Here is a 26110-nt window from a genome sequence, read left to right on the forward strand (position 1 = left end):
CTAACCGGCCCCACCGACGAGCACATCCCCGGAACCGACAGAACAGGGGTGCTCAGCCGGCGAGGCGCGACCGCAGCGCGTCCGCGGCGGCCCGCTCGCTGAGCTGCTCGGTGGCGTACGCCAGGCGGACCGCCTCCTCGGCGCTGGCCAGCGCCTCCGCCGGGCGGCCGGCGGCGTCCAGCGCCTCGGCCAGCGCCAGCCCGGCCACCACCTGGCTGCGGACGTCCTCGGCGGGGGCGGCGACCGCCCGCTGCGCCCAGTCCAACGCCTGCTCCCGCTGGCCGTGGGCGAGCAGCGCGGAAGAATACCGGGCCATCGTCTGTCGCCGGGAGATCAGCAGCGAGGGCGCGTTCGCCGCCACCATGGCCACCGGGGCGAGCAGTCCCACCGCGGTCCCCGGGTCACCGGCCGCGACCCGGGCCATCGCGAGCAGCACCCGCGGCGCGACCTGGGCGGGCGCCTGCGGGTTGTGCGGCTCCACACTGGTCAGCACCGACCGCGCCTCCCGCTCGGCGGTCTCGCAGTCGCCCATGTCCAGCGCGACGAAGCCGCGCAGCGTGCCGGCCATGCCGGTGAGCAGCGGATGGGTGGTGCGGGCGGCGTACTCCAACGCGTCGGAGAACAGGTCGGCGGCGTGCTCCGGCTCGCCCAGCCCGCGCGCCACCACCCCGCGCACCACGAGCGCGAAGCCCTGCCCCCAGTCGTCGCCCACCTCGGCGAAGTCCCGGTACGCGCGCCGCGCCGCGCGGTCCGCCTCGGCGAGGTCGCCCAGCTCGGCGGTGGCGTACGCCTCGACCGCCCGCAGCGTGCCCACCGCCCACGCCTCGCCGACCCGCTCCCCGAACGGCAGGAACACCTGGGCCAGCCGGCACGCCTCGCGCAGCCGGCCGGCGAGCAGCCGGGCGAACGCGGTGGTACCGCGCAGCCAGGCCCGCCCGTACGGGTCCTTCAGCTCGGCGAACAGCCGGGCGGCCCGGCCGAGCACCGCGTCGGTGCCGGCGAAGTCGCCCCGGGTGGTGGTCACCCAGGCCAGGTTCTGCAACGACCAGGCCTGCCCGCGCGGATCCTTCGCGGCGAGGCTGACCTGGTAGGAGGCGGCCAGCCGGCTGCTCGCCTGGCCCAACCGGCCGGCGATGAAGTCGGCCATGCCAAGCCGGCGCATCGCCGAGGCCCGCAGCGTGGGCAGGTCGGCGGCGGTGGCCACCTGCAACGCCTCGGAGTAACTGCGCTCGGCGCGCTCGGCGTCGCCCAGTGTCTGCTGGGCCTGCCCGGCCAGCAGCAGCGCCGCGGCCCGGGTGGCGGCTTCGCCGGCGTTCGCGGCGATCTTCTCGGCGGCGGCGAGCGCGTCGGTCGGGCGGCCGATCTGCAACAACGCGCGGGCGTGCACCACCCGGTCGGCCGGGGGCACCGCGCCACGGGCCAGTTCGGCCGCGCGTTCGGCGTACTCGACGGCAAGCGCCGGCTCGCCGACGCGCAGCGACCGGCGGGCGGCCCGGCCCAGCGCGGCCACGCCCAGGCCGGCGACCGCGCGGGCCGGCGCGTCCGGGCGGAGCTTGACCGCGTCGGCGAGCGCGGTGGCCCGCTCGACGTGCTCGGCGACGAAGTCGTCGCGGGCCGCCTCGGTGAACCCGCCCGCCGGGGTGCCCGCCTCGGTCACGCTCTCCGGGGCGGCCCAGCGGGCCAGCGCGGCGTGCCGCTCGGCCAACTCCGCCTTGCTCACCCCGGTGTACGCGGCCTCCCGCATCAGCGGGGTGGCGAACGCGAACCCGGTGCGGGTGCGGTGCAACATGCGACGTTGCAGCAGCTCCTCGACGGCCCGGTCCAGCTCGACCGCGGCCACCGCGGCGGGCCGCCCGTCCCGCCCGACCCGCTGCTCGCGCAGCGCCTCCAGCGCGCCGGCGGCCACCGTGTCGCCGACCACCGCGGCGTCGCGCAGCACCGAGCGGGCGTCCGGCGGCAGCGCGTCGATGCGCGCCGCGAGCACGGCGGCCAGGTCCCGGGAGAGCAGCCGGCTGCCCAGCGAGCCGGGGGCCAGCCGCCAGGCCACGTCCCCGCCCCGCCCCGCGCCGGCGGTCAGCGCGCCGCGTTCCATCAGCAGCGTGACCAGTTCGGCCAGGTAGAACGGGTTGCCCTGGGCGGTGGCGAGCAGCCGGTCCGCGTCGGCCTGGGGCAGTCGGCCCCCGGCGAGGTAGCTGGTGAGCAGCCGGGCCGCGTCCGCGCCCCGCAGCGGCGGCAACGCGTGCACCTCGGCGTCCGCGAGCCGGGTGAGCGCGCCGGCGGTACGCACCAGCTCGGGGCGGCCGAGCAGCAGCACCAGCACCGGCCCGGTGAGCCGGTTGAGGGTCAACGCGAGCGCCTTGACCGTCTCGGCGGTGGCGTCGTGCAGGTCGTCCACCACGATCACCAGCGGGGCCTCGCCGGCCAGCCCGCTGAGCAGGTCCGCGACCGCGTTCGGCACCACCTCGGCGTCCGCCGGTCCGGTGGCGGCGTTCCACTCGACGCTCTCCGCGGCGGGTGGCAGCTCGGCGTACCCGAGCAGGGCCAGGAGCTGGTCCACGGCGATCGGCGGCGGGTCGCCGGGGAGCCGGGCGAGGCGCTGGCCGAGCCGGCGCAGGCGTTCCTCGACGGCCGGCCGGGTCACCGCGGTCGCCGCGTCGCTGGGCAGGCCGACCGCGGCGCGGACCAGGTCGGCCAGCGGCGCCAGCCGGCGTCGTTCGCCGAACGCGGCGCAGCGGACCGACAGCACCCGGGCGCCGGTGTGCGCCGCGTACCGGCCGGCGCCGACGTCGTAGCCGGCGGCGAGGCGCTCCACCTCGGCGGCGAACCGGGACTTGCCGATGCCCGCCTCGGCGGTCATCAGCAGCACCCGGGGCTCACCCCGGTCGATCACCTCGGCGAGCCGGCCGGCCATGCGGCCGATCTCGGTCTCCCGGCCCACGTAGGGCGCCTCGTCACCGAGGCCGGACCGGGTGCCCGGCGCGTCCAGCAGGCCCAGCAGCTCGTACGCCTCCACGGGTTCACGCTTGCCCTTGAGCCGCAGCGGGCGCAGCGCCCGCCAGGAGGCGACGTGCCGGGTGGCGGTGGAGGTCCGCGCGCCGGCGTAGATCGCGCCGACCGCGGCGGCGTCGGCGAGGCGCGCGGCGGTGTTCACCGTGTCGCCGATGACGGTGTACTCGATGGCGGCCTGGATGCCGGCGATGACGTCCCCGGTGTTGAGCCCGACCCGCAGGCCGAGCGGCGCGCCGCCACCCCGCTCGTCGTCGAGCACCCGGCGGACGGCGCGCTGCATGGACAGCGCCGCGCGGACCGCCCGCTCGGCGTCGTCCTCGTGCGCGACAGGCGCGCCGAAGACCGCCATGATCCCGTCGCCGGTGAGCTTGTCGACGTGCCCGCCGAACGTCTTGACCGCGCCGGCCAGCGCGGCGAGCACCCGGTCGGTGACCGCGCCGACCCGCTCCGGGTCCAGGTCCTCCGACCAGGAGGTGAATTCGGAGAGGTCACCGAAGAGCACGGTGACCACCCGGCGCTCGGCGGCCGGCAGCGTGGCGGCGGCCGGCAGCGCCGCCCCGCAGTTGTGGCAGAACCGCGCCCCGGGCACGGCGACGGTCCCGCACACCGGGCAGGTCACGGCTGCTCCACTCCGAGGTGTTCGAGCTGGGCGCGGACCGACCACTCGGCGGCCCACCACAGCGACCGGTCGACGTCGGCGTAGACCACGGCGACCACCTCGGGCGCGGTGCGGGCGCCCGCGGCCACCGCGGCGCGCACCTGGTCGAGCCGGGCCCGCCGGTGGGCCAGGTAGAACTCGGCCGCCGCGCCGCAGTCGGCGAGCGCCGGGCCGTGGCCCGGCAGCGCCGGGACCCCCCGGTACGTCGAGAGCAGCTCCAGGCTGGCGAGGTAGTCCCCGAGGTGCCCGTCCGGGTGGGCGACCACGGTGGTGCCCCGGCCGAGGATGGTGTCGCCGGTCAGCACCACCCGCTCACCGGCGTGCTCGACCAGCAGGCAGACCGAGTCGGCGGTGTGCCCGGGGGTGGGCAGCAGCCGGAGGCCGAGGCCGGCGTCGGGCGTGGTCGCGGCGGTCAGCGGCTCACCCCCGGCGGTGTGCGCCGGGTCGGCGGCGAGCACCGGCACGCCGCCGAGCAGCTCACGCAGTCGGGGCGCGCCCTCGGTGTGGTCCGGGTGCCCGTGCGTGATCAGCACCCAGCCGATTGGCCCGTGCGCCGCGATCGCGGCCAGGTGCCCCTCGTCGGCCGGGCCCGGGTCGACCACCACGGCCGGCGCGGCCGGCCCGGCCCGCAGCACCCAGGTGTTCGTCCCGTCGAGCGTCATCGGCCCCGGGTTGGGCGCCCGCAGCAGCGAAACCCATCCCGGCAACTCTTCTGCGAGAGCCCCTGCGGCCCCCGTCACACGCCCACCCATGGCAGCGATCGTACGACCCCACCCGCCATCCCCCGCGATCTTGCAGGTCCGGCCCCGGGTTTGTCCTCGTTCGAGGCTTCTGCCGGGGCGGAACCTGCAAGATCACGGAGGCGGGTTACGCGACCTCGACGATGACCTCGACCTCGACCGGGGCGTCGAGGGGGAGTTCCGCCACGCCGACCGCGCTACGGGCATGTCGACCGGCCTCGCCGAAGACAGCGCCGAACAGGTCGGAGGCACCGTTGATGACGCCGGGCTGACCGGTGAAGCCGGGCGCGCTGGCCACGAAGCCGGACAGCTTCACGATCTTGACGACGTTCTCCAGCCCGACCAGCGCGTCGATCGCGGCGAGCGCGTTCAACGCGCACCGCTCCGCCAGGTCCTTCGCCTGCTCGGCGGAGACACCGTTGCCGACCTTGCCGGTGGCGAGCAGCTTGCCGTCGGCCATCGGGAGCTGACCGGAGACGTAGACGTGCTGCCCGGACTGGACGGCCGGCACGTAGCTGGCCACCGGCGGCACCACCTCGGGCAGCGCCAGACCGAGTTCGGCGAGCTTCGCGTGGGGTCCGTTGCTCATTGGTCAGCCCTTCGGACGCTTCAGGTACGCGACGAGCTGCTCCGGGTTCGGTCCGGGCACCACGGAGACCAGCTCCCAGCCGTCCTCGCCCCAGTTGTCGAGGATCTGCTTGGTCGCGTGGACCAGCAGCGGGACCGTGGCGTATTCCCACTTCTGCATCGGAGGAAGGCTCCCTTGCCTGACTTGGACTTCGGTCAGGCACAGCCTACGGTCCGACCGCCTCAGCCAGACGCGGGACGCTGCTCCGGGGCGGGCGACTCGCCGCAGGGGCCCTCGTGCTCGTAGCGCTGCGGGCAGCGACTGCGGTCGGGCAGCAGCAGGTCGCAGAAGACGCGGTGCCGGTTGTTCTGGTCGTCGGCGGTGGAGACGGTGGTCTCGCCGGCGTCCAGCTCGGCCAGGAAGCCGAGGGAGGTGGCCACGATGCCGGCGAGCGCGGTCGCGGCGGCCAGGTCGGGCACCCGCACCGGCAGGTGGATGACGTAGCCCGGCTCATCCTCGTCCCGCCGGCGACCGGCCGGCCGGAGCAGCGTGCGGACCACCTCGACCGGGGGCCGGTACGAGCGCTCGTTGAACGGTGTGCCCGCGCCGGGGCCGTCGGCGTCCCCGGGCCGGGCGGCCCGGTCACCGGGGGGAAACTGGGCTCGGGGAACGTTCTCCGCGTCGCGCATCCGCTGCCTCCGGACGTCGTACCTGCTCATGGGCACCACTGCGCGGCTCGGAATCCCCCGGTCCGGCCGCCGTGTCGCGACGAACGTAGGACGTGGCCGGCCATTCCGACAACGGGACGCGCATGAATGATCACGTCGAGTCACATATGTGACACAATGCTGGTCCGAAACGCGATGGCGCTCTCGCGTCCGGCACGCCATGACGCGGGGCTGGCAAGTGGCCCGCCGACCGCTACCCTTCCGGACTGGGCGCGCGCGGTCGCGCACCCACCACCTCGACCCCGTGCCCGTCGCCTGGGGCGGCGACGGGCGCGCCGCAACCCGGGGGAGACCGATGACCCAACCGCCCGCCGGTGGCCCGACCGGCACGCCCGGCGAACCGATCCCGCAGCCCGCATCCGCCGGGGCCCTCCCGCCGACCGGGCCCGGTCAGCCACCGCCCGGCGCCGGCCCACCGCCGGGGCTCGGCCACCCGCCGTACCCGCCCGGCGCGCCGCCGCGCAAACGCCCGACCCTGTTGATCGTCTCGCTCGTGCTGGCCGCGGCGGTCCTGCTGTGCGGCGGCGGTGGCACCGCCGCGTTCCTCGCCCTCCGCGACGGCGCGGACGGCCAAGGCGCGCCGGAGCCGCAGGTGGCGGTGGACGGCTTCCTCAAGGCCGTCTACCAGGAGCGGGACGCCGACAAGGCGGCCACGTTCGTCTGCTCCGCGGCCCGCGACGACGAGAAGATCGCCGCCAAGGTCGCCGAGGTGCAGAAGTACGCCGGGCAGTACCAGAACCCCCGCTTCCGTTGGACCAACCCGACGGTCGACAACCAGACCGGGGACCGCGCCACGGTCTCCACCAAGGTCACCATGACCACCGCCGACGAGAAGGTCGCCGATCAGGACCTGCGCTTCACCGTGGTGCGGAAGACGGGTTGGTGGGTCTGCGAGGTCGGCTGATCCCGGCGGCTGGTTAGGCTCGACGGATGGCAGCGAGTGAGCAGCCGGCCGAGTCCGCCGGCAGATGGCCGGGCCGCCTGCACGTGGTGACCGGCAAGGGTGGCACCGGGAAGACCAGCGTGGCCGCCGCGCTGGCCCTCGGGCTGGCCGCCGGGGGCCGGCGCACGCTGCTGGTCGAGGTCGAGGGCCGGCAGGGTATCGCCCAGCTCTTCGGCACCGACCCGCTGCCGTACGAGGAGCGGCACCTCACCGACGCGCCCGGCGGCGGTGAGGTGCGGGCGCTGGCGGTCGACGCCGAGGAGGCGCTCCTCGAATACCTGGACATGTTCTACAAGCTCGGCGCCGCCGGCCGGGCGCTGCGCAAGCTCGGGGCGATCGACTTCGCCACCACGATCGCCCCCGGGCTGCGTGACGTGCTGCTCACCGGCAAGGTGAAGGAGGCCACCACCCGCACGGCGGGGTCCCGCCGGGCGTACGACGCGGTGGTGCTGGACGCGCCGCCGACCGGGCGGATCGGGCGCTTCCTCAACGTCACCGCGGAGACCGCCCGGCTGGCCAAGGTGGGCCCGATCAAGACCCAGAGCGAGGGTGTCTCCGCGCTGCTCCGCTCCCCCATGACGGCGGTGCACGTGGTCACGCTGCTGGAGGAGATGCCGGTCCAGGAGACGCTCGACGCGGTGGCCGACCTGACCCAGTTCGGCTTCCCGGTCGGCCGGGTGATCGTCAACGGCGTCCGTCCGCCGGTGCCGGCCGGTCGCCCGGTGACCGCGGCCGAGCTGAAGCGGGGGTTGGCCGCCGCCGGCCTGCCGACCGACACCCGGACCGTGGCCGGCCTCGCCGAGGAGGCCCGCGACCAGCGGGTACGCCGCGAGCTGGAGGATTCGCTCCGCGGTGACCTGGTGGAGTTGGGGCTGCCCCTGATCGAGCTGCCGCTGCTGCCCGACGGGGTCGACCGGGCCGGGCTGGAGACGCTGGCCGAGACGCTCGTCCGGGCGGATTGACTCACACCTGGGGCCGGCCCGGAGCAGAGAGCCCCTCGGGACGGATACGCTCGATTGGTGCCTTCCGAAGACGCGGCGCCTCCGCTGGACGTCGACCAGATCCTCGCCGACCCCGGCGTGCGGATCGTGGTCTGCTGCGGGGCGGGCGGCGTGGGCAAGACGACCACCGCCGCGGCGCTGGCGCTGCGGGCGGCCGAGCGGCACGGCCGGCGGACGGTGGTGCTCACCATCGACCCGGCCCGCCGGCTGGCCCAGTCGCTCGGCCTGACCGAGCTGGACAACACCCCCCGGCAGGTCAAGGGCCTCGACGTCGAGACCAGCGGCGGCGAGCTGCACGCCATGATGCTCGACATGAAGCGCACGTTCGACGACGTGGTGCTCCAGCACACCGACCCGGCGAAGGCGGCGGAGATCTTCGCCAACCCCTTCTACCAGGCGATGAGTTCCACCTTCGCCGGCACGCAGGAATACATGGCGATGGAGAAGCTGGGCCAGCTCCACGCCCGCGGCGACTGGGACCTGATCGTGGTGGACACGCCGCCGTCGCGCTCCGCGCTCGACTTCCTCGACGCGCCGGCCCGGTTGTCCCGGTTCCTCGACGGCCGGATGCTGCGGCTGCTGCTGGCCCCGGCGCGCAGCGGTGGGCGGAGCATGTTCAGCCTGGTGACGGCGAGCTTCGGGATGTTCTCCAAGGTGGTGCAGAAGGTGCTCGGCGCACAACTGCTCACCGACCTGTCCGGTTTCGTCGCCGCGCTCGACTCGATGTTCGGCGGGTTCCGGCAGCGGGCTGAGCAGACGTACCGCATCCTCCAGGCCGACGAGACCGCGTTCCTGCTGGTCGCGGCGCCGGAGTCGGACGCGGTCCGGGAGGCCGCCTACTTCGCGGGCCGGTTGCGGGACGAGCGGATGCCGCTGGCCGGGCTGGTGCTCAACCGGGTGCACCAGCCCGCCGCGCCGGGGCTGTCCGCGGAGCGGAGCCTGGCCGCCGCGGAGCGACTGGCCGGCGTCGGCGGGCACGAGGGCACCGTCGAGGTGTTGCGCGCGCACGCCGCGCTGGCCCAGCAGGCGGTCCGCGAGGAGCGGGTGGCGGCCCGGTTCACCGAGGCGTTCCCGGCGGTGCCGGCGGTGTCGGTGCCGGCGCAGCCCGCCGACGTGCACGACGTCGACGGGCTGCGGACGATCGGCGAGGCGATCAGCCGGCGGTGAACCGCCGGCCGGGCCCCGTCAGGAGGTGGCGGTGGTGACCAGGATCTTGTCCTTGCCGGCCTTCTCCTTGGCGTTCTTCCTCATGGCCGCCTCGAACATCTTGCGCCAGCTCGTCACCTGCGGGTGACGGCGGAGCAGCGCGCGGCGCTCGCGTTCGGTCATGCCGCCCCACACGCCGAACTCGATCCGGTTGTCGAGCGCGTCGGCCAGGCACTCGTACCGAACTGGGCAGCTCCGGCAGATCCTCTTCGCCACGTTCTGTTCGGCGCCCTGTACGAACAACGCGTCCGGGTCCCCGTTCTGACACGCCGCCAGTGACGGCCAGTCAGTGATCATGCCCATCTGTACACGTCCCCCCTTGCAGTACTTACCGACGTCGCGCGAGCAGCCGCGAACTTCCCCCCGGTCGTCCGGCCGGCCTCCCCAGGGCGGCACGGACGACGTGTGGCTGCGATCGCCGTCACCATCATGCTGTGTAGTCACCCGATTACGCAACGTTGTCGGCGAAATCCCTAATTTCCGGACACTCCCGGCGCGCCGGGCCTTCGCCGGCCGTCTACCCGGCTCCGGTACGGAAAAACGCCGCGCCGATCCCCCGATCGGCGGAGACTTCTGCGGATCTCACGCAACCCTGTGCCAGGGTTCGTGCGTTTAGCACAACGAGGACGGCGCGGGATGGAAATGGGGAAAGTTCCCCGTGCGCCGGCCGATCCCTGCTCGCGTACCCTGTCGAGGTGACCTGGATGCGGAAACGTGACCACAATGTCTTCACCAACGCCGCATCGCTGCTGATCTGCGGCCTGCTGGCCGGCGTGGTGGTCGCCGCGGCGGCCTTCCCCGCGGTGGCGATGACCGGGCTTGCCGCGAAGGCCGGCTCGGAGACGTTCGGCGCGCTGCCCAAGGAGTTGACGGTGGCCCGGGCCCCGCAGATCACCTATCTGCTCGCCTCCGACGGCAAGACGCCGCTCGCCACCATGTACGACGAGAACCGCAAGGACGTCAAGCTCAAGGACATCTCGCCGTACATGGTCAAGGCCATCATCGCGGCCGAGGACCACGACTTCTACAAGCACAACGGCGTGGACCTCAACGGCGTCGCCCGGGCGTTCGTCAACAACCAGTCCACCGGCTCGTCCCGGCAGGGCGCGTCCACGCTCACCATGCAGTACGTCCGGCTGGCCATCTCCTACTCGGCCACCCACCCGGCCGACGTGGTCGCCGCGACCGAGGACACCAGCACCCGCAAGCTGCGCGAGATGAGCCTGGCGCTCCAGGTCGACAAGGAGCTCTCCAAGGACGAGATCCTGGAGCGCTACCTGAACATCGCCGCGTTCGGCAACGGCGCGTACGGCGTCTACGCCGCCAGCCAGGTCTACTTCGGCAAGCCGCCGAGCAAGCTCGACATCCAGGAGTCGGCGATGCTCGCCGGCATGGTGAAGGCGCCGACCGCGTTCGACCCGACCACCAAGGCCGGCTACCCGGAGGCGGTCGGTCGGCGCGACTACGTCATCCAGAACATGGTGCAGACCGGCGCGATCACCCAGCCCGAGGCGGACGCCGCCAAGAAGATCAAGCTCCAGGTGCGGGACAAGCGCACGCCGAACGGCTGCGTGCAGACCAACACCAACTCCTGGGGCTTCTTCTGCGACTACTTCTACCGCTGGTGGCTCCAGCAGGAGACGTTCGGGGGCACCTCGTACGACCGGGAGCGGCGGCTCAAGAGCGGCGGCTACACCATCGTCACCAGCATGGACGTGCAGGCGCAGAAGGCCGCCGACAAGGCGGTCCGCAACAAGCTGGGCGAGAGCAGCAAGGCGGCCCGGATGGTGGCCGTGGTCGAGCCGGGCACCGGTCGGGTACGCGCCGTGGCGGTGAACCGCAAGTTCAAGATCGACGACCCGAAGAACCCGCAGAACAAGCTCGCCAGCGACCCGAAGAAGGCCAAGAAGAAGATCCGGGGCAACTACCCGAACACCGTGAACCCGCTGGTCACCGGCGGTCCCGGCATCTCCGGCTACCAGGCCGGCTCGACCTTCAAGATCTTCACGCTGGTGGCCGCGCTGGAGAAGGGCTACCCGCTCAGCTACAGCATCAACGCGCAGCCGGTCTTCAAGTCCGACTACCCGGTCGAGTTCAACTCCCCGGCCGCCTGCCCGGGCACCAACAAGTACTGCCCGAAGAACGCCAGTGAGTCGATGGCCGGCATGCACACCATGTGGAGCGGCTTCGGCTTCTCGGTGAACACGTTCTTCATCGACCTCCAGCAGCGGGTCGGCGCGGAGAACGTGGTCAAGGCGGCGCAGAAGCTCGGCATCAGCTTCCGCTCGTCGAGCGACGCCCAGCTCGCCGCCAACCCGCACCAGTGGGGCGCGTTCAGCCTCGGCGTCTCGCAGACCACCCCGCTGGAGCTGGCCAACGCGTACGCCACGCTGGCCGCCGACGGGAAGTACTGCGAGCCGATCCCGGTGCAGGAGATCCGCGGCCCGGACGGCGACAAGCTCGACATCGCCAACCCGCGCTGCGAGCAGCGGATCAGCACCGAGGTGGCCCGCGCCGCCGTGGACGCCGCACGCTGCCCGGTCGGTGACCGCTCCACCACGTCGAAGTGCGGCACCGCCACCGCCGGCAACGTCCGCGGCATCGTCAAGGCGCCGGTAGCCGGCAAGTCCGGCACCACCGACGGCGACAAGACGTCCGCCCTGGTCGCTATGACCAAGCAGTACGCGGTGGCCGGCATCATGGCCGACCCGGACTGGGCGCAGACCACCCAGAAGATGCTGCACAACGAGACGCCCCAGGGCATCAACCCGGCGGTCTACGAGACGCTGCGGGACGCCATGAAGGGCAAGGAACGAAAGAACTTCACCCCGCCGGACGGCAAGATCGTGATGGGTGACCAGCGCTCGATCCCCGGCGTGAAGTGCGAGTCCGTCGACACCGCCAAGTCGCGGATCAAGGGTGCCGGCTTCGAGCCGGTGGTGTCCAGCAACAAGGTGCCGTCGGAGTGCCCGGCGGGCACCGCGGCCGGCACCAGCCCGGACGGGCGCACCATCAAGGGCGGCGTGGTGCTGATCGAGGTCAGTTCCGGCCAGGGCGCACCGGCACCGGGCAACTCCGCCGGGCCGGGCGGGCCGGCCACCCCGCCGGGCAACGGCAACGGCCGACCGGGACGCCCTGGCCGCGGCTGACCGGCGAACAACGACGACGGGCGGGCACCCCAGCGGGTGCCCGCCCGTTCCGTTGCGGTCGGCGCGTCTACAGGCCGAGCTGGCGGCGTACCTCGGCGGCGACCCGGCCCCCCTCGGCCCGGCCGGCCACCGCCGCCTGGGCCGCCTTCATGGCCGGGCCCATCTGCGCCTTGCCGGTGAAGCCGCCCGCGGCGAGCGCCCCCGCGACCAGCTCGGCCAGCTCGTCGTCGGGGAGCTGCTTCGGCAGGTAGCGCTCCAGCACCTCGCCCTCGGCGGTCTCCTTGCCGGCCTGCTCCGCGCGCCCGGCGTCGGCGAACGCGGTGGCCGCCTCGCGCCGCTTCTTCGCCTCCTTGGTCAGCACCGCGAGCACCTCGTCGTCGCTGAGCTCGCGCTTCTCGCGGCCGGCGACCTCGGCGTTGCCGACGGCCGCGAGGGCCATCCGCAGCGTGGAGGTGGTCAGCTCGTCGCGCGCCTTCAACGCGGCGCGCATGTCGGTGGTGAGACGGTCCTTCAGCGTGCTCATGGTCGGTGAAACTACCCTGAACAGCATGCGAAAGCGCACACTATTCCGGCTCGCGGCCGGAACCGCCGCCGCCGGCGCGGCCACGCTGGCCTACGCGTCGCTCGTCGAGCGCAACCTGTTCACCCTCCGCCGGTACGACGTGCCGGTGCTCCCGACCGACGCCGAACCGCTGCGCGTGCTCCACCTGTCGGACCTGCACATGATGCCCAACCAGCGGCGCAAGCAGGACTGGGTGGCCTCGCTGGCGGCGCTCGACCCGGACCTGGTGGTGGTCACCGGCGACAACATGGCCGACCCGGAGGCGGTGCCCGGTGTGCTGCGCGCGCTCCAGCCGCTGCTCGACCTGCCCGGCGCGTTCGTGTTCGGCTCCAACGACTACACCGGGCCGGTGCTGAAGAACCCGTTCACCTACTTCCTGCCCGACCGGGAGTACACCGAGGGCGTGTCGCTGCCGTACGAGGAACTGCGCGGCATCCTCACCGGCGCCGGCTGGGCGGACCTGAACAACGCCCGCACCACGCTCAAGGCCGGCGGGCGGGCGATCGAGGTCGTCGGCGTGGACGATCCGCACATCGAGCGGGACGACTACGACGCGGTGGCCGGGCCGGTCGGCACCGAGGTCGCGCTGTCGATCGCGCTGGCCCACTCACCGGAGCCGGCGGTGCTGGACCGGATGGCCGCCGACGGCTTCGGGCTGCTGCTGGCCGGGCACACCCACGGCGGGCAGGTCTGCGTGCCCGGGTACGGCGCGCTGGTGACCAACTGCGGGCTGCCCCGGTCGATGGCGCGCGGGCTGCACCGCTGGCCCGGCTCGGACTCCTGGCTGCACGTCTCCGCCGGCCTGGGCACCCACCCGACCGCTCCGGTCCGCTTCGCCTGCCCACCCGAGGCGAGCATCCTGACCCTGATCCCCCGCTGACGCTCACCTCTGGCGATCTTGGTACGGATCGGCCCTCGGCGGGGCGAATCCGTACCAAGATCCAGGCGTCGCGTGGGGTGGGGGGTACCGAGTTGGACCCCGGAGACGGGTGGGCTACTATTTGTCGGCACGCCTCGGGGTGTGGCGCAGCTTGGTAGCGCGCTTCGTTCGGGACGAAGAGGTCGTCGGTTCGAATCCGGCCACCCCGACCAGAGGTAAGTGACAGTCAAGGCCCCTCCACGGAGGGGCCTTGACTCATTTCTCAGGTACGCCGCACCATGCGGCCTGGCTTGAGCCGGGCGGGCCTACGTACTGGGGGGATTCTGATGCCTCGCGGCGATGCCCGACCCGAAGTGCCGCTCCGCCTCGTGCTGATGCTGGTTGGCACCGGCCTGGCGAACCGCAGTCGAATCCACCTCGGACGAGAGACGATCCCGGTCCCGGCGGCTCACGAAGACAACGACCGCGAGCACCAACACCGCCAACACCACGAGCGATACCACCACCGTCGTCATGCATCGACGCTACGGCATGCGAACCACTCGCCGCCATGACGGCAGGCAGGATCGAGTCGCGAATAGGATGCCGAGATGTCCCGGCCAGTGATCTTCGATCTCTTCCACACCTGATCGAAGGCGCCGACGAGGAGCGGGACCCGGGTCGTCGGCGAGATGGCGGTCATGGTCGGGGTGGCTTCCCCTCGGACGCTACCGAGGCACGGCCACAAATTCCATTCGGTCCGGTACCGCTGAGCCTGGAGCCGGGTGCCCGACGGCGATCACCGACCTCGGCATCGGCTGAGGACGACCGACGGGCGAGACGCACACCAGGCGATCTCCCGGCTGCGGGCGGCCGACCGGTTCACCTGGCAAGGTAGACGCATGCCAGCGATGATCCGATCCCGCCTGACCGATTGGACCACCGTCGTACCTGTGCTCGCCGTGCTCCTGCTCGTCTTCACGTGGGGGCGGGAACTGCCCGGTGTGCTGATCTTCGTGGTGGCTGCCCTGCTCGGGGCCGCCGTGCTGGCCGCCGTCCACCACGCCGAGGTGGTGGCGCACAAGGTGGGCGAGCCGTACGGCTCGCTGGTGCTGGCGGTCGCGGTCACCGTGATCGAGGTCGGCCTGATCGTCACGCTGATGATCAGCGGTGGGGACAAGACGCAGGCGCTGGCCCGGGACACCGTCTTCGCCGCCGTGATGATCACCTGTAACGGCATCCTCGGCCTGTCGCTGCTGCTCGGCGCGCTACGCCGGCAGGTGGCGGTGTTCAACCCGGAGGGCACCGGCGGGGCGCTGGCCACCGTGGCGACGCTCGCCACGCTCAGCATGGTGGTGCCCACGTTCACCACCAGCCGGCCCGGCCCGGAGTTCTCCCCCGGTCAGCTCGCCTTCGCGGCGGTCGCCTCGCTCGCGCTCTACCTGCTGTTCGTGATGGTGCAGACCGGCCGGCACCGCGACTACTTCCTCCCGGTCACCCAGGAGGGCAGCATCCTGGCGGAGGACACCGACGACGACGGGCACGCCGAGCCGCCGTCCACGCGTACCGCGCTGGCCAGCCTGGCGCTGCTGGTGGTGGCGCTGGTCGCGGTGGTCGGCGACGCGAAGACCATCTCCCCGGCGATCGAGTCCGCCGTCCAGGCGGCCAACCTGCCGCAGGCGTTCGTCGGCGTGGTCATCGCGCTGCTGGTGCTGGCGCCGGAGACGCTGGCCGCCGCGCGGGCGGCCCGCCGGGACCGCGTGCAGATCAGTCTGAACCTGGCGCTCGGCTCGGCGATGGCCAGCATCGGCCTGACCATCCCGGCCATCGCGATCGCCTCGATCTGGCTGGACGGCCCGCTGCTGCTGGGGCTGGGCGGCACCCAGATGACGCTGCTGGCGCTGACCGCGGTGACCGCCGTGCTCACCGTGGTGCCGGGGCGGGCCACCGTGCTCCAGGGCGGGGTGCACCTGGTGCTGCTCGCCGCGTTCGTCTTCCTGGCCGCGAGCCCGTGACCGCGTCGGAAGTGCGTCTCCCGCGCGTCCGGTGATCGACCGAAAGGCCGTTGCCCGCCCCGCACGGGAACGGTTTGATGCCCGTAACTGTCCGGGCGGGCGCCCGGACGGCAACGGGAGGAAATCCACTGTGTTCAGTGTCAGGCCACGTCGTGGCCTCATCGGCCTGCTCGGGTTGACCCTGGGGGTCACCGGGCTGACGGTCGTCACCACCGACGGCGCCGCCGTGGCGGCGCCGCACTACACCACCCCACCCCAGGTGCAGGGCGGCTGGGTCGACTCGGCCACTCCGGCGAAGGCGTACAACTGGGCCGAGGGCGTCAACATGCCGCTCGGCACCCGGGTCGACGACGCCGGGAAGTCGCACACCTCGCGGATCTACGCCACCTTCGACCTGTCCCAGTTCGAGGGTGGCCGGAAGATCTACGGCGGAAAGGTCTTCATCCAGGAGCAGACCGCCGCGGACTGCACGAAGCGGGCGATCGAGATCTGGCGTACGAAGCAGGTGGGTGCTACCCCCACCTGGAACCGGCAGCCGGAGCCGATCGGCAAGCTCGACGAGATCCTGACGCCGGAGTACTGCCCCCGGGCCAGCATCTCCTTCGACGTGGGCACCGCCGTCCAGGAGGCGGTGGCGCAGAAGCAGCGGCGGATCACCTTCCTGCTCCGGGTGCCGGAGCAGTACGAGTCGGACCCGACGTACGCGCGTGAGCTGAACTGGTACAAGCAGGTCCAGCTCAGCGTGCAGTACAACTCGTTGCCCACGGTCGACAACACGCGCCTCTACAACGGCGGCTTCGCCTGCACCCAGTTGCGGCCGTACCCGAAGATCGGCTCCTTCGCCCACGTGCTCCAGGCGGTCGGCTCCGACGCCGACGAGTGGGACCAGCGCAGCCTGCGTACCGACGTGGCGTTCTGGCCGGTCGGTCACCCGGAGCAGCGGCGGGAGCTGAGCGGTGAGCACGGCAGCTCGGGCCGGGCGAACACGGTTCAACTGCCTGCCGACGCGCTGGCCGACGGCACCTCGTACGTCTGGCAGGCACGCGTCGGCGACGGCGCGGACACGTCCGCCTGGTCGAAGAAGTGCTACTTCAGCTATGACGCCACCGCGCCCGCGGCGCCGACAGTGACGTCGTCGAACTACCCCTCCGCGGAGACCGGCCAGTGGGTGCCGGCCGGCGAGCCGGGTGTCTTCACGTTCTCCGGCAACGGCAAGAAGGACGTGGCGGGCTTCCAGTACCGCTGGGGGGACCTCGGGGTCAACGTCTGCGAGTGGAGCGGTGACCTCGGCCAACTGGTCTGCCCCGACCCGCTGAGCTATCCCGGCACGGTGCGGGCCGACTCACCAGGCGGCACGGCGACGGTGACCCTCAGTCCGAACGGCGCCGGCCCGCAGCGGCTCACCGTGCGCTCGATCGACCTTGCCGGCAACGTCTCCACGCCGGTGGTCTACCAGGTGTACGTGCCGTCGTCGGCACCGCAGGTGGAGACGCCGGACGGACCACCGGAGTGGAACAAGGACGTGCTGCTGAGGCTCACCCCGGCGGCTGGCCTCACCGGGGTGGAAGAGTACGAGATCACTCTCAACAACGACCCGCCGGAGACTCGACGGGCCGACGAGGACGGCGTCGCCTACTTCAGCTTCCGGGCCACCGATCCGAACGGCTACCGGGTCACTGTGCGCAGCCGCAGCGCCAACGGGTTCGTCTCGGAGGAGCGTTCCTGGTGGGCCTACTTCGACCCGTGGCCAGGGGTGCGTTCCGACGTCTACGGACAGCCGGCCGACGGGAGCCCGGTGGGCGGGGTCGGGGTGCCCGGCACCTTCACCTTCTCGCCGCCGCCCGGGTGGACCGACGTGGCGACCTACCGGTACGCGTTCGGCGACGACGGCGAGTTCACCGACGTGACCGCCGACGGTGACGGTCGGGCGACCGTGACGTGGACGCCGCAGACCAGCGGGTGGATCACCCTGACGGTCTTCGCGGTCAAGGCCGACGGCACGTTCAGCGAGTACGCCAACTGGTACTCGTTCGAGGTCGCCGGCACCGCCTGACCGGTGGGGCGGGGTGGACGGGGACCGTCCGCCCCGCCCCGTCAGTCGTGCAGCTCGGTGCGGGCCACCTCGGCGAACGCCGCGCTCAGGTAGTCGGCGAACGGGCGTCCGGTGACGGTGAGCAGGTCGGCGACGAGCAGCGGGGCGTGCCGGGCGACCGCCGCCGGGTCGGGCGGGTTGTCGTCGTCGCCCGGGTCGTAAACGCCGAGCGCGCCGGCCAGCAGCACCAGCAGCACGTGCGGGTCGGCCTCGGGCCACCACGTCGCGGCCGACCGGACGCAGCGCTCCAGCACCTGGCGTACGTCGTCGCCGTCCAGCCCGTCCGGATGCCCCTCCTCCAGCAGCAGCCGCACCGCGCCGCCGAGCACCAGCCCGGCCCGGTCGGCGGCGGCGAGCCGCTCCACCGCCGGCCGGTACGCCTCGGCGTCCCGGTCCCGGGCGGCGTCGACCGCGTCCGTGGCGCTCGCGGCGATCTCGCGGGCCGGGGCAGGCAGATGACGCCACGTCGCACTCACCGCCCCAGCATGGCAGACCAGCCCTCTACCCACCCCTCCCCACCCCACTCGTTGATCAAGGAGTTTGCGTCGCCGCGCGGCGCGTTCTCGACGCAAACTCCTTGATCAACGAGCCGAGGGTGGGTGGGGACGGTGGGGACGGTGGGGGAAGAGACGGCAGTGGGCCCCGGAGCACTGCTCCGGGGCCCACTGGCGGTACGGGTCAGGCGGCGGGGACCTCCGCGGTGGTCTGGATCCGGTCCAGCGCCGGCGCGGACACCGGCGACTTCTCGGTCAGGTACGCGGTGAAGGCGTCCAGGTCGATCTGGCCGGTCACCGCGTTGGTGCCGCCGGTCAGGACGCTGAAGCCGTCGCCGCCACCGGCGAGGAAGTTGTTCACCGTGACCCGGTAGGTCGCGGTGTCGGTCACCGGGGTGCCGTTGATGGTGAGGCTGCCCCGGACCACCCGGCTGCCGGCACACGGCGTACCGGCCGGCGCGGTGGTGCCGTTGACGTCCACCACGTAGTGCACGGACGAGGACGCGTAGAGCACCCGCGCCACGGTGAACTGCTGCTCCAGCATGCAGTAGAGCTGCGCGCCGGTCAGGTCCAGCGTCACCAGGTTGTTGGCGAACGGCTGGACGGTGAACGCCTCGGCGTAGGTGACCGGGCCGGCGTCGAGGTCGGCGCGGACACCACCGGGGTTCATGAACGCGGCGACCGCGTTCTGCTCGGTGTCGGTGGCGGCGAGCTGGGCGTCGGCGATCACGTTGCCCAGCGGCGACTCACCGGTCTGGTACGTCGGCTTGCCGTTGGCGTCGACCCCGGTCTGGTACAGGTTCTCCTGGGTCTTGGTGATCGCGGTGGTGGTCTCACCGACCACCCGGTCGGCCACCGGGCCGAGCGCGGTCTTGTACCGGCTGATCAGCTCGGTCGAGGCCGGGTCCTTGGCGACGTCCCGGGTGACCACCACGTTGTTCGCCGACGCGCTGACCACGTCCCGGGTACGCGGGTCGATCTTCAGGTTGATGTCGGTGACGAGGCGGCCGAACGAGCTGGCGCTGGTGACCAGCTTGCCGTTGATGTTGCAGTTGTACGCGGCGTGGGTGTGACCGCTGACGATCACGTCGATCGCCGGGTCCATCCGGTTGGCGATGTCGACGATCGGGCCGCTGAACCCGGTGCAGTCGTTGATGCCGCCGCCGTTCTGCACGCCACCCTCGTGCAGCAGCACGACGATGCTCTTGACGCCGAGCAGCCGCAGGATCTTGGCGTACTTGTTGGCGGTGTCGGCCTCGTCGGTGAAGCGCAGCCCGGCCACGCCCTGCTGGCTGACGATGTTCGGAGTGCCCTCCAGGGTCATGCCGATGAAGCCGATCGGCACACCCTTGACGATCTTGATGCCGAACGGCTGCATCAGCGGCAGGCCGGTGGAGGTCTTGAACGCGTTGGCGGAGAGGTACTTGAACTTCGCGCCCTCGAACGGCGTGCCGTCGGCGCAGCCGTCCACCGGGTGGCAGCCGCCGCGCTGCATCCGCAGCAGCTCCTTGGCGCCCTCGTCGAACTCGTGGTTGCCGACGCTGGCGAACTCGAGCCCGGCGAGGTTCATCTCCTCGATGGTGGGCTCGTCGTGGAACGCGGCGGAGAGCAGCGGCGAGGCGCCGATCAGGTCGCCCGCGGCGACCGTGACGGTGCCCTTGCCCTGCGCCTGCGCCGCGGCGCGCATGGCCTTCAGGTGGCTGGCCAGGTATTCGGCGCCACCGGCGGCCTGCCCGTCGATGGTGCCGCTGGAGCCGGTCGGCGGCTCCAGGTTGCCGTGGAAGTCGTTGATCGCGAGCAGTTGGACGTCGACCGGCTTCGAGTGGGCCTCAGCCTGGTCGGGGGTGACGGCGACGGCGGTGAACGCGGTCGCGGCGAGTGCGGCCAGGCCGACGGCGGCCCGGCGGCGCATCCCGGGGACGGACATGGAACTCCTCGTGAGATACCGGCGCGTGGTTGCCCGGACGATGGTTCGCCCGGCGACCCTGATGCGTGCCGTGACAGGGGTCGATCGCGGAAGGCGGCACTCGGGGGAACGCCGCCCCGCCCGGGGTAGCTTCTCATCCACCGGGCCGCAGGTCGACCGGGGTGGCATTCGGAATGTTCACCGCACCAGGCGACCCGTACCGGTCTGCCCGACGAGTCCGACATGACCGTCGGGTTAAATTCCCGCACGGCGCACGCCGGCCACGAAAGGGCGCCGGCCCCCAGGGACCAGGGAGCCGGCGCCGTCGCTCATGTCACGCCGAAAACGTTGCTGTGGCAACCTTCCTGACCGGAAAAACTCCCGGCGGGCCATCCGTCGCCGGCCGAACGGCCGTTCATGTCCACCGGTCCGGCGGCCGGAGCGGACTGTCCGAACTCGACCTGGACACCGGAGGGCGGGTCGGCGACCGCGACGTGGGCGGCGCCGACCAGTGTCCGGAGCGCCGCCCGGCTCCACCGCCCGGCGACACCCGGCCGGCCGGACAGATAGTCGACGGTGCGCGCCACACCCCAGCCGTGCGCCTCCCGCAGCCCTCGGGCCAGCATGCCGAGATAGACCGGGGCGGGTCGGGTCCAGGGCACCGCCACCGCGCGGTGCGGGGCGGTGAACGTGAGCATCGGCCGGCCGTCGCGCTCCCCGACCCGCAGCAGCGTCTCGTACCGGCCCGGACCGAGCGTGGCCCGCCCGGTCGCGACCGCCGCGCGGATCCCGGCCAGATCCGCGCCGGGCGGCCGGTACATCTCCTGGGCGGCGATGTCGGCGAACTGCTCGGCCGTGACCAGGTAGCCGCGGACCGCCGCCCGGCCGGGCAGCTCCGGGTCGTAGAACGCCATTCCGCCGGTCCAGGCGCGGGACTCGCCGGCGAAGTAGACGCCGCCGGGGATCAGCGCCGGGACCGTCCGGCGCGGCGGTCGGCAGTCCCGGCAGCCCGGGTACGTGCGCAGCCCGCCCGCCGGGCGCCCGCCGCGCAGGTACCGGTCGAGCCGCGCGGCGTGCAGGTTCGACCCGTACGCGACATACCAGAGCAGGGACACCGGAGCGGTCAGAAGCCGCACGTCCGGCCGGCGGCGTGACTGACCTGGACGATGTGTGTGACGCAGCCACCGTCGGCGACCCGGTGCAGCAGGAACCCGGTCGGCTCGGCGACCCAGCCGATCTCGTCCCCGTCGGCCATGGTCAGGCTGGCCTGGATCCAGGTGCTCGGCGCGCAGGTCAGCACCGTACCGGCGAACGCGCTGGTCACCGGGCGGTGCAGGTGGCCCGCGGCGACGCGTACGACGTGGGGGTGTCGGGCGATCACGGCGGCGAGCGCGTCGGCGTCGGCGAGCCGGATGGCGTCGGCGGCCGGGAGGCCCACCGCGACCGGCGGATGGTGCAGGCACACGACGGCGGGCGCCTCCAGCCGGCCGGCGAGCACCCCGTCGAGCCAGTCGAGCTGCTCGTCGCCGAGGCGACCGCCGGAGCCGCCCGGGGTGAGCGAGTCGAGTACCACGAGCGTCGCCTCCGGGTGGTCGACGTGGTAGTGCGCGGAGAACCCGCCGGCCAGGTGGGGGGTGCCGCCGAACGTGTCGAGCAGCGACTCGCGGTCGTCGTGGTTGCCGGCGGCCAGGTGGACCGGCAGCGGGAACCGCCCGACGATCTCGCGGAGGGCGAGGTATTCGTCCGGCCGGCCGTGGCCGGTGAGATCGCCGGTGATCACCACGCAGTCGGGCCGGGGGCGCAGGGCGAGCGCCGTGCCGAGCGCCCGGTGCAGGCCGGCCGCCGGCTCGGCAGCGAGCGGACCTGTGGTCACGTGCGGATCGCTGAGCTGGGCGATGAGCATCGGCGCCTCCTCGGGCCGGGACCCTCACGCTACCGCCGCCCCGGCCCACGCGTTGCCCACAGGCCGCGTCCACAGCCTGTGGATAGCACATGTGTACGAAGGTCGACGGCGGTCCCGCTGAGTACGCTTGATCGCGAACCCACCCCCTCCGAGCAGGAACGACGTGGATCACGAGCGAGTCCTCCGCGACGTCACGGTGCGCCTTCCCACGGCGTCGACCGTGCCGGAGGCGTGCCAGTGGACCGTCACCGCGCTCGCCCGGCACACCCCGGCGACCGCCTCCGTCCTGCTCCGCGTCCACGACCGCCTCCGGTGCGTCGCGGCCACCGGCGCCTGGCAGGTCTTCTCCCACGTCCCGGCGACCGCCGACGATGCCGGGTCGGCCCGGCACCGGCCCGAACCGTCGGTGGTGCGGCGGGTCTACGCCTCCGGCGAGACCGCCGCCGTGCCCGACGTCGCCGCCGACCCCGACTACCTCCCGATCCGCCCGGACGTCACCACGGAACTCTGTGTGCCGGTACGCGACCCGGCCGGCCGCCCGATCGGCGTGCTCGATCTCCAGTGGAGCGAGCCGGTCACGCTGGCGCCCTGGCAGGAGACCGCCAAGCGGCTGGCCGACCGGCTCGGCGCCCGGATCGCGGCGCTCGGCGGCCCACCCGCCGAGAGCCGCAGCGAGAAGCTGCTCCGGCACGCCGCCGCGTTCACCGCCGCCGGAACCGACTGGGACCTGATGACCGCCGCCATCGCCGCGGCCCGGGACGTGTCCGCGCTCTCCGCCGCCGTGCTGGTGCTCACCGGTCGCGGTGGCCCCCGGCTGGGCGCGCCCACCGACACCCCGGGGGAGCTGGAGGCGCGGATCCGGACCGAGCTGGCCGAGGCCGGCCCCGCCACGCTGGACCGGATCATCGACCGCGCCCACCGCTACGGGTCGGCGTACACGCTGGGCGAGGCGGGGCACCCGCCGACCGAGGAGTACCTGCCGCTGACCCGGGCCGGCGCGCGCACGCTGGTGGCGGTGCCGGTCGGCACGCCGTCGAGCGGCGGTGTCCTGCTGGTCGCCGACGGACGGTCACTGCGGCCCGACCCGACCACGGTCAACCTGATCGAGCTGCTGGCCGGGCAGGCGTGGACCTGTCTGGACCGGCTACGGACGCTGGCGCGGCTGCGCGAGCAGGCCAGTTCGGACCCGCTCACCGGGCTGCGGCACACCGGCCCGTTCGGGCAGCGGATCGCCACCGCCACGCCGGGGCGTACCGCGCTGCTGGCCATCGACGTGGACGGGTTCAAGCACGTCAACGACACGTACGGCCACCAGGCCGGCGACCGGCTGCTGGTGGGACTGGCCCGGGCGCTGGAGGGCGCGCTGCGGCAGGGCGACGAGCTGTACCGGACCGGCGGCGACGAGTTCTTCGCGGTGATCGAGGTGAGCCATCCGCAGGAGGCGGTCCGGATCGCCGAGCGGCTCACCGAGGCGGCCCGCCGCACCGGGCGGACGATCAGCGTCGGCATCGCGCTGCCCCGCCCCGACGAGCCCCCGGAGCGCACCCTGCACCGCGCCGACCAGGCCCTCTACGCGGTGAAGCGGCACGGCCGAGACGGCGTCCACCTATCCGCCGCCTGACCCACCCGCCCCACCCGCTCCACCCTGCTGCCCCTCCCCGCCCCGCGCCCTCCCCGCCCCGCGCCCTCCCGCGCCCTCCCCGCCCCGCGCCCTCCCGCCCCCTCCCCGCCCCGCGCCCTCCCGCGCCCTCCCCGCCCCGCGCCCTGTTTCACGGAAAGAGTGGCTATTCGGGCCCGCATAGCCACTCTTTCCGTGAATGTGGGCGCGCGCGAGAGGCGCGCGAGGCGCGCGGGTGCAGGGCGCGAGGGGCGCGGGGTGCAGGGCGCGAGGGGCGCGGGGTTAGGGGGTTAGTTCCTTGGCCAGGAGTTCGGCGATCTGGGCGGTGTTGAGGGCGGCGCCCTTGCGGAGGTTGTCGCCGGTCACGAACAGGTCCAGCGCGCGCGGGTCGTCCACCGCCCGGCGGATGCGGCCGACCCAGGACGGGTCGGTGCCGACCGCGTCGATCGGCATCGGGAACTCCCCGGCGGCCGGGTCGTCGACCAGGATCACGCCCGGCGCGTTGCGCAACGCCTCGCGGGCCCCCTCGGCGGCCACCTCGGTGGCGAAGACCGCGTGCACGGCGACCGAGTGACCGGTCACCACCGGCACCCGTACGCAGGTCGCGGAGACCTTCAGGTCGGGCAGGCCGAGGATCTTGCGGGACTCGTTACGGAGCTTCAACTCTTCGGAGGACCAGCCGCCGTCACCGAGCGAGCCGGCCCAGGGCACCACGTTGAGCGCCAACGGGGCCGGGAACGGGCCCAGTTCCTCGCCGACCGCCTGGCGTACGTCGCCGGCCCGGGAGCCGAGCGCCCGGTCACCGGCGATCTTGCCGAGTTGGAGGTGCAGCGCGTCCACCCCGGTCCGCCCCGCCCCGGAGGCCGACTGGTAGGAGGCGAGGACCAGCTCGCGCAGGCCGTACTCGCGGTGCAGCGGGGCGATCGCCACGATCATCGCCAGCGTGGTGCAGTTGGCGTTGGCGATGATCCCCTTGGGCCGGTTGCGTACCTGATCAGGGTTGATCTCGGGGACCACCAGCGGCACGTCCCGGTCCATCCGGAACGCGCCGGAGTTGTCCACCACCACCGCGCCCCGGGACACCGCGATCGGCGCCCACTCGGCCGAGACGTCGTCGGGCAGGTCGAACATCGCCACGTCGACGCCGTCGAACGCGTCGGCGGTGAGCGCCCGGACGGTCAGCTCCTCACCCCGGCACGGCACCCGGCGGCCGACCGAGCGCTCGGAGGCGAGCAGCCGGATCTCGCCCCACACGTTGCGGCGGGAGGAGAGGATCTGGCACATCACGGTGCCGACGGCACCGGTCGCCCCGACCACGGCGAGGGTGGGCAGCGACGGCATGCGCGCTACCGCCCGGTGCCGGCGTAGACGACGGCTTCGGTGTCACCACCCAGCTCGAAGGCGTCGTGGATCGACTTGACCGCCTTGTCGAGATCGGTGTCCCGGCAGACCACGGAGACCCGGATCTCGGACGTGGAGATCATTTCGATGTTCACGCCGGCGGTGGCGAGCGCGGCGAAGAAGCCGGCGGCGACGCCCGGGTGGGAACGCATGCCGGCGCCGATCAGGGAGACCTTGCCGACGTGGTCGTCGTAGAGCAGGCCCTTGAACTTGACCGGCTCCTGGATCTTGCTGAGCGCGGCCATCGCGGTCGGCCCGTCCGCCTTGGGCAGCGTGAACGAGATGTCGGTGCGGCCGGTGCCCTCGGTGGAGACGTTCTGCACGATCATGTCGATGTTGATCTCGGCACCGGCCACGGTGTCGAAGATCCGCGCGGCGGCGCCCGGCTCGTCGGGCACCCCGACGATGGTGATCTTCGCCTCGCTGCGGTCGTGGGCGACCCCGGTGATCAGTGCCTGTTCCACGGGAAGGTCCTCCATCGATCCGGTGACCATGGTGCCGGTGTTGGTCGAGTATGACGAACGGACGTGGATCGGCAACCCCGCGCGCCGGGCGTACTCGACGCTGCGCAGGTGCAGCACCTTCGCGCCGCAGGCGGCCAGCTCCAGCATCTCCTCGTAGGTGATGTGCTTGATGTGCCGGGCGTTCGGCACGATCCGCGGGTCGGCGGAGAAGATGCCGTCCACGTCGGTGTAGATCTCGCAGACGTCCGCGTGCAGCGCGGCGGCAAGCGCCACCGCGGTGGTGTCCGAGCCGCCCCGGCCGAGCGTGGTGACGTCCTTGGTGTCCTGCGAGACACCCTGGAAGCCGGCGACGATCACCACCGCGCCCTCGTCCAACGCGCCCTTGAGCCGCCCCGGGGTCACGTCGATGATCCGGGCGCGGCCGTGCACCGAGGTGGTGATCACGCCGGCCTGGGAACCGGTGAACGAGCGGGCTTCGTACCCCAGGTTGTGGATGGCCATGGCGAGCAGCGCCATGGAGATCCGCTCCCCGGCGGTGAGCAGCATGTCCAGCTCGCGGCCGGGCGGCAGCGGGCTGACCTGGTTGGCCAGGTCGAGCAGCTCGTCGGTGGTGTCGCCCATGGCGGAGACCACCACGACCACGTCGTCGCCCGCCTTGCGGGCCGCCACGATGCGCTCGGCCACCCGCTTGATCCGCTCGGCGTTGGCGACGGAGGACCCGCCGTACTTCTGCACCACGAGTGCCACGACTGTGCACTCCCTCCCGGTGACGACCCTGAGCGTGCCGACGCCGC

22 protein-coding genes and 1 tRNA gene are annotated in these 26110 nt (G+C 72.9%); 9 read left to right on the plus strand and 14 right to left on the minus strand.

What is annotated here, in order from left to right; translation table 11 throughout:
- Positions 1–52 precede the first annotated feature (52 nt).
- The 5 genes from OG767_RS30755 to OG767_RS30775 all read right to left on the minus strand — a co-directional run bounded on the left by OG767_RS30755 (position 53) and on the right by OG767_RS30775 (position 5664).
- Positions 53–3628: an adenylate/guanylate cyclase domain-containing protein gene (locus OG767_RS30755; RefSeq protein WP_405091572.1), complete on the minus strand. Its 3576-nt coding sequence runs from the start codon at positions 3626–3628 to the stop codon at positions 53–55.
- Complete coding sequence (locus tag OG767_RS30760; RefSeq protein ID WP_405091573.1) at positions 3625–4419, minus strand: MBL fold metallo-hydrolase; 795 nt, start codon at positions 4417–4419, stop codon at positions 3625–3627. The genes OG767_RS30755 and OG767_RS30760 overlap by 4 nt, the downstream gene beginning before the upstream one ends.
- 115 nt (positions 4420–4534) lie before the next feature.
- Entirely contained in the window at positions 4535–4996 is a 462-nt protein-coding gene (locus OG767_RS30765; RefSeq protein ID WP_107159613.1) for a RidA family protein, read from the minus strand.
- Between the two features lie 3 nt (positions 4997–4999).
- Positions 5000–5155 (minus strand): DUF4177 domain-containing protein, encoded by a 156-nt coding sequence (locus tag OG767_RS30770; RefSeq protein WP_013289021.1) that lies wholly within the window; start codon positions 5153–5155, stop codon positions 5000–5002.
- A 62-nt stretch (positions 5156–5217) separates the two neighbouring features.
- On the minus strand, positions 5218–5664 hold the full coding sequence (locus tag OG767_RS30775) for a hypothetical protein (protein WP_107159615.1): 447 nt from the start codon (positions 5662–5664) through the stop codon (positions 5218–5220).
- A 334-nt stretch (positions 5665–5998) separates the two neighbouring features.
- On the opposite strand from OG767_RS30775, the gene OG767_RS30780 reads away from it, so the two are divergent.
- The 3 genes from OG767_RS30780 to OG767_RS30790 are packed head-to-tail and all read left to right on the plus strand — an operon-like array spanning position 5999 to position 8814.
- Positions 5999–6607: a hypothetical protein gene (locus OG767_RS30780; RefSeq protein WP_405091574.1), complete on the plus strand. Its 609-nt coding sequence runs from the start codon at positions 5999–6001 to the stop codon at positions 6605–6607.
- Between the two features lie 26 nt (positions 6608–6633).
- On the plus strand, positions 6634–7608 hold the full coding sequence (locus OG767_RS30785) for an ArsA-related P-loop ATPase (RefSeq protein ID WP_405091575.1): 975 nt from the start codon (positions 6634–6636) through the stop codon (positions 7606–7608).
- A 54-nt stretch (positions 7609–7662) separates the two neighbouring features.
- Positions 7663–8814, plus strand: coding sequence for an ArsA family ATPase (locus OG767_RS30790; RefSeq protein WP_405091576.1), 1152 nt, complete (start codon positions 7663–7665; stop codon positions 8812–8814).
- Between the two features lie 18 nt (positions 8815–8832).
- Here the strand turns inward: OG767_RS30790 and OG767_RS30795 are convergent, their stop codons facing one another.
- Positions 8833–9156, minus strand: coding sequence for a WhiB family transcriptional regulator (locus tag OG767_RS30795; RefSeq protein ID WP_107159621.1), 324 nt, complete (start codon positions 9154–9156; stop codon positions 8833–8835).
- 401 nt (positions 9157–9557) lie between these two features.
- Here OG767_RS30795 and OG767_RS30800 point away from each other — a divergent pair, with 401 nt between their 5' ends.
- Positions 9558–12002, plus strand: a complete 2445-nt coding sequence (locus OG767_RS30800; RefSeq protein ID WP_405091577.1) for a transglycosylase domain-containing protein — start codon at positions 9558–9560, stop codon at positions 12000–12002.
- 67 nt (positions 12003–12069) lie between these two features.
- On the opposite strand, the gene OG767_RS30805 is transcribed toward OG767_RS30800, so the two are convergent.
- Positions 12070–12525: a GatB/YqeY domain-containing protein gene (locus OG767_RS30805; RefSeq protein ID WP_107159623.1), complete on the minus strand. Its 456-nt coding sequence runs from the start codon at positions 12523–12525 to the stop codon at positions 12070–12072.
- Between the two features lie 25 nt (positions 12526–12550).
- Here OG767_RS30805 and OG767_RS30810 point away from each other — a divergent pair, with 25 nt between their 5' ends.
- A complete protein-coding gene (locus OG767_RS30810) occupies positions 12551–13444 on the plus strand; it encodes a metallophosphoesterase (protein WP_405091578.1) in 894 nt (297 codons plus the stop codon).
- A 135-nt stretch (positions 13445–13579) separates the two neighbouring features.
- Positions 13580–13656, plus strand: a tRNA-Pro gene (locus OG767_RS30815).
- Positions 13657–13749: 93 nt separating this feature from the next.
- Here OG767_RS30815 and OG767_RS30820 read toward each other — a convergent pair.
- On the minus strand, positions 13750–13959 hold the full coding sequence (locus OG767_RS30820; protein WP_405091579.1) for a hypothetical protein: 210 nt from the start codon (positions 13957–13959) through the stop codon (positions 13750–13752).
- A gap of 375 nt (positions 13960–14334) precedes the next feature.
- Between OG767_RS30820 and OG767_RS30825 the strand changes: the two genes are divergently transcribed.
- Together OG767_RS30825 and OG767_RS30830 are read left to right on the plus strand one after the other, a co-directional pair.
- Positions 14335–15438: a calcium:proton antiporter gene (locus OG767_RS30825; protein WP_405094357.1), complete on the plus strand. Its 1104-nt coding sequence runs from the start codon at positions 14335–14337 to the stop codon at positions 15436–15438.
- 130 nt (positions 15439–15568) lie between these two features.
- Positions 15569–17491, plus strand: a complete 1923-nt coding sequence (locus OG767_RS30830) for a hypothetical protein (RefSeq protein ID WP_405091580.1) — start codon at positions 15569–15571, stop codon at positions 17489–17491.
- Between the two features lie 41 nt (positions 17492–17532).
- Here OG767_RS30830 and OG767_RS30835 read toward each other — a convergent pair whose 3' ends face one another.
- The 4 genes from OG767_RS30835 to OG767_RS30850 form a co-directional block, all read right to left on the minus strand.
- Entirely contained in the window at positions 17533–18006 is a 474-nt protein-coding gene (locus tag OG767_RS30835) for a hypothetical protein (RefSeq protein ID WP_405091581.1), read from the minus strand.
- 202 nt (positions 18007–18208) lie between these two features.
- Entirely contained in the window at positions 18209–19951 is a 1743-nt protein-coding gene (locus tag OG767_RS30840; RefSeq protein ID WP_107159640.1) for a bifunctional UDP-sugar hydrolase/5'-nucleotidase, read from the minus strand.
- A 308-nt stretch (positions 19952–20259) separates the two neighbouring features.
- Complete coding sequence (locus OG767_RS30845; protein WP_405091582.1) at positions 20260–21045, minus strand: histone deacetylase; 786 nt, start codon at positions 21043–21045, stop codon at positions 20260–20262.
- Positions 21046–21053: 8 nt separating this feature from the next.
- Positions 21054–21833, minus strand: a complete 780-nt coding sequence (locus OG767_RS30850) for a metallophosphoesterase (RefSeq protein WP_405091583.1) — start codon at positions 21831–21833, stop codon at positions 21054–21056.
- Positions 21834–21996: 163 nt separating this feature from the next.
- Here OG767_RS30850 and OG767_RS30855 point away from each other — a divergent pair, with 163 nt between their 5' ends.
- Positions 21997–23454, plus strand: a complete 1458-nt coding sequence (locus OG767_RS30855; RefSeq protein ID WP_405091584.1) for a diguanylate cyclase domain-containing protein — start codon at positions 21997–21999, stop codon at positions 23452–23454.
- Between the two features lie 279 nt (positions 23455–23733).
- Here OG767_RS30855 and OG767_RS30860 read toward each other — a convergent pair whose 3' ends face one another.
- Both OG767_RS30860 and OG767_RS30865 read right to left on the minus strand, forming a co-directional pair.
- On the minus strand, positions 23734–24792 hold the full coding sequence (locus OG767_RS30860) for an aspartate-semialdehyde dehydrogenase (RefSeq protein ID WP_405091585.1): 1059 nt from the start codon (positions 24790–24792) through the stop codon (positions 23734–23736).
- Positions 24793–24797: 5 nt separating this feature from the next.
- On the minus strand, positions 24798–26063 hold the full coding sequence (locus OG767_RS30865) for an aspartate kinase (protein WP_281934251.1): 1266 nt from the start codon (positions 26061–26063) through the stop codon (positions 24798–24800).
- Positions 26064–26110: the final 47 nt, after the last annotated feature.

The organism is Micromonospora sp. NBC_01392, assembly GCF_045040125.1.
Lineage (GTDB): Bacteria > Actinomycetota > Actinomycetes > Mycobacteriales > Micromonosporaceae > Micromonospora.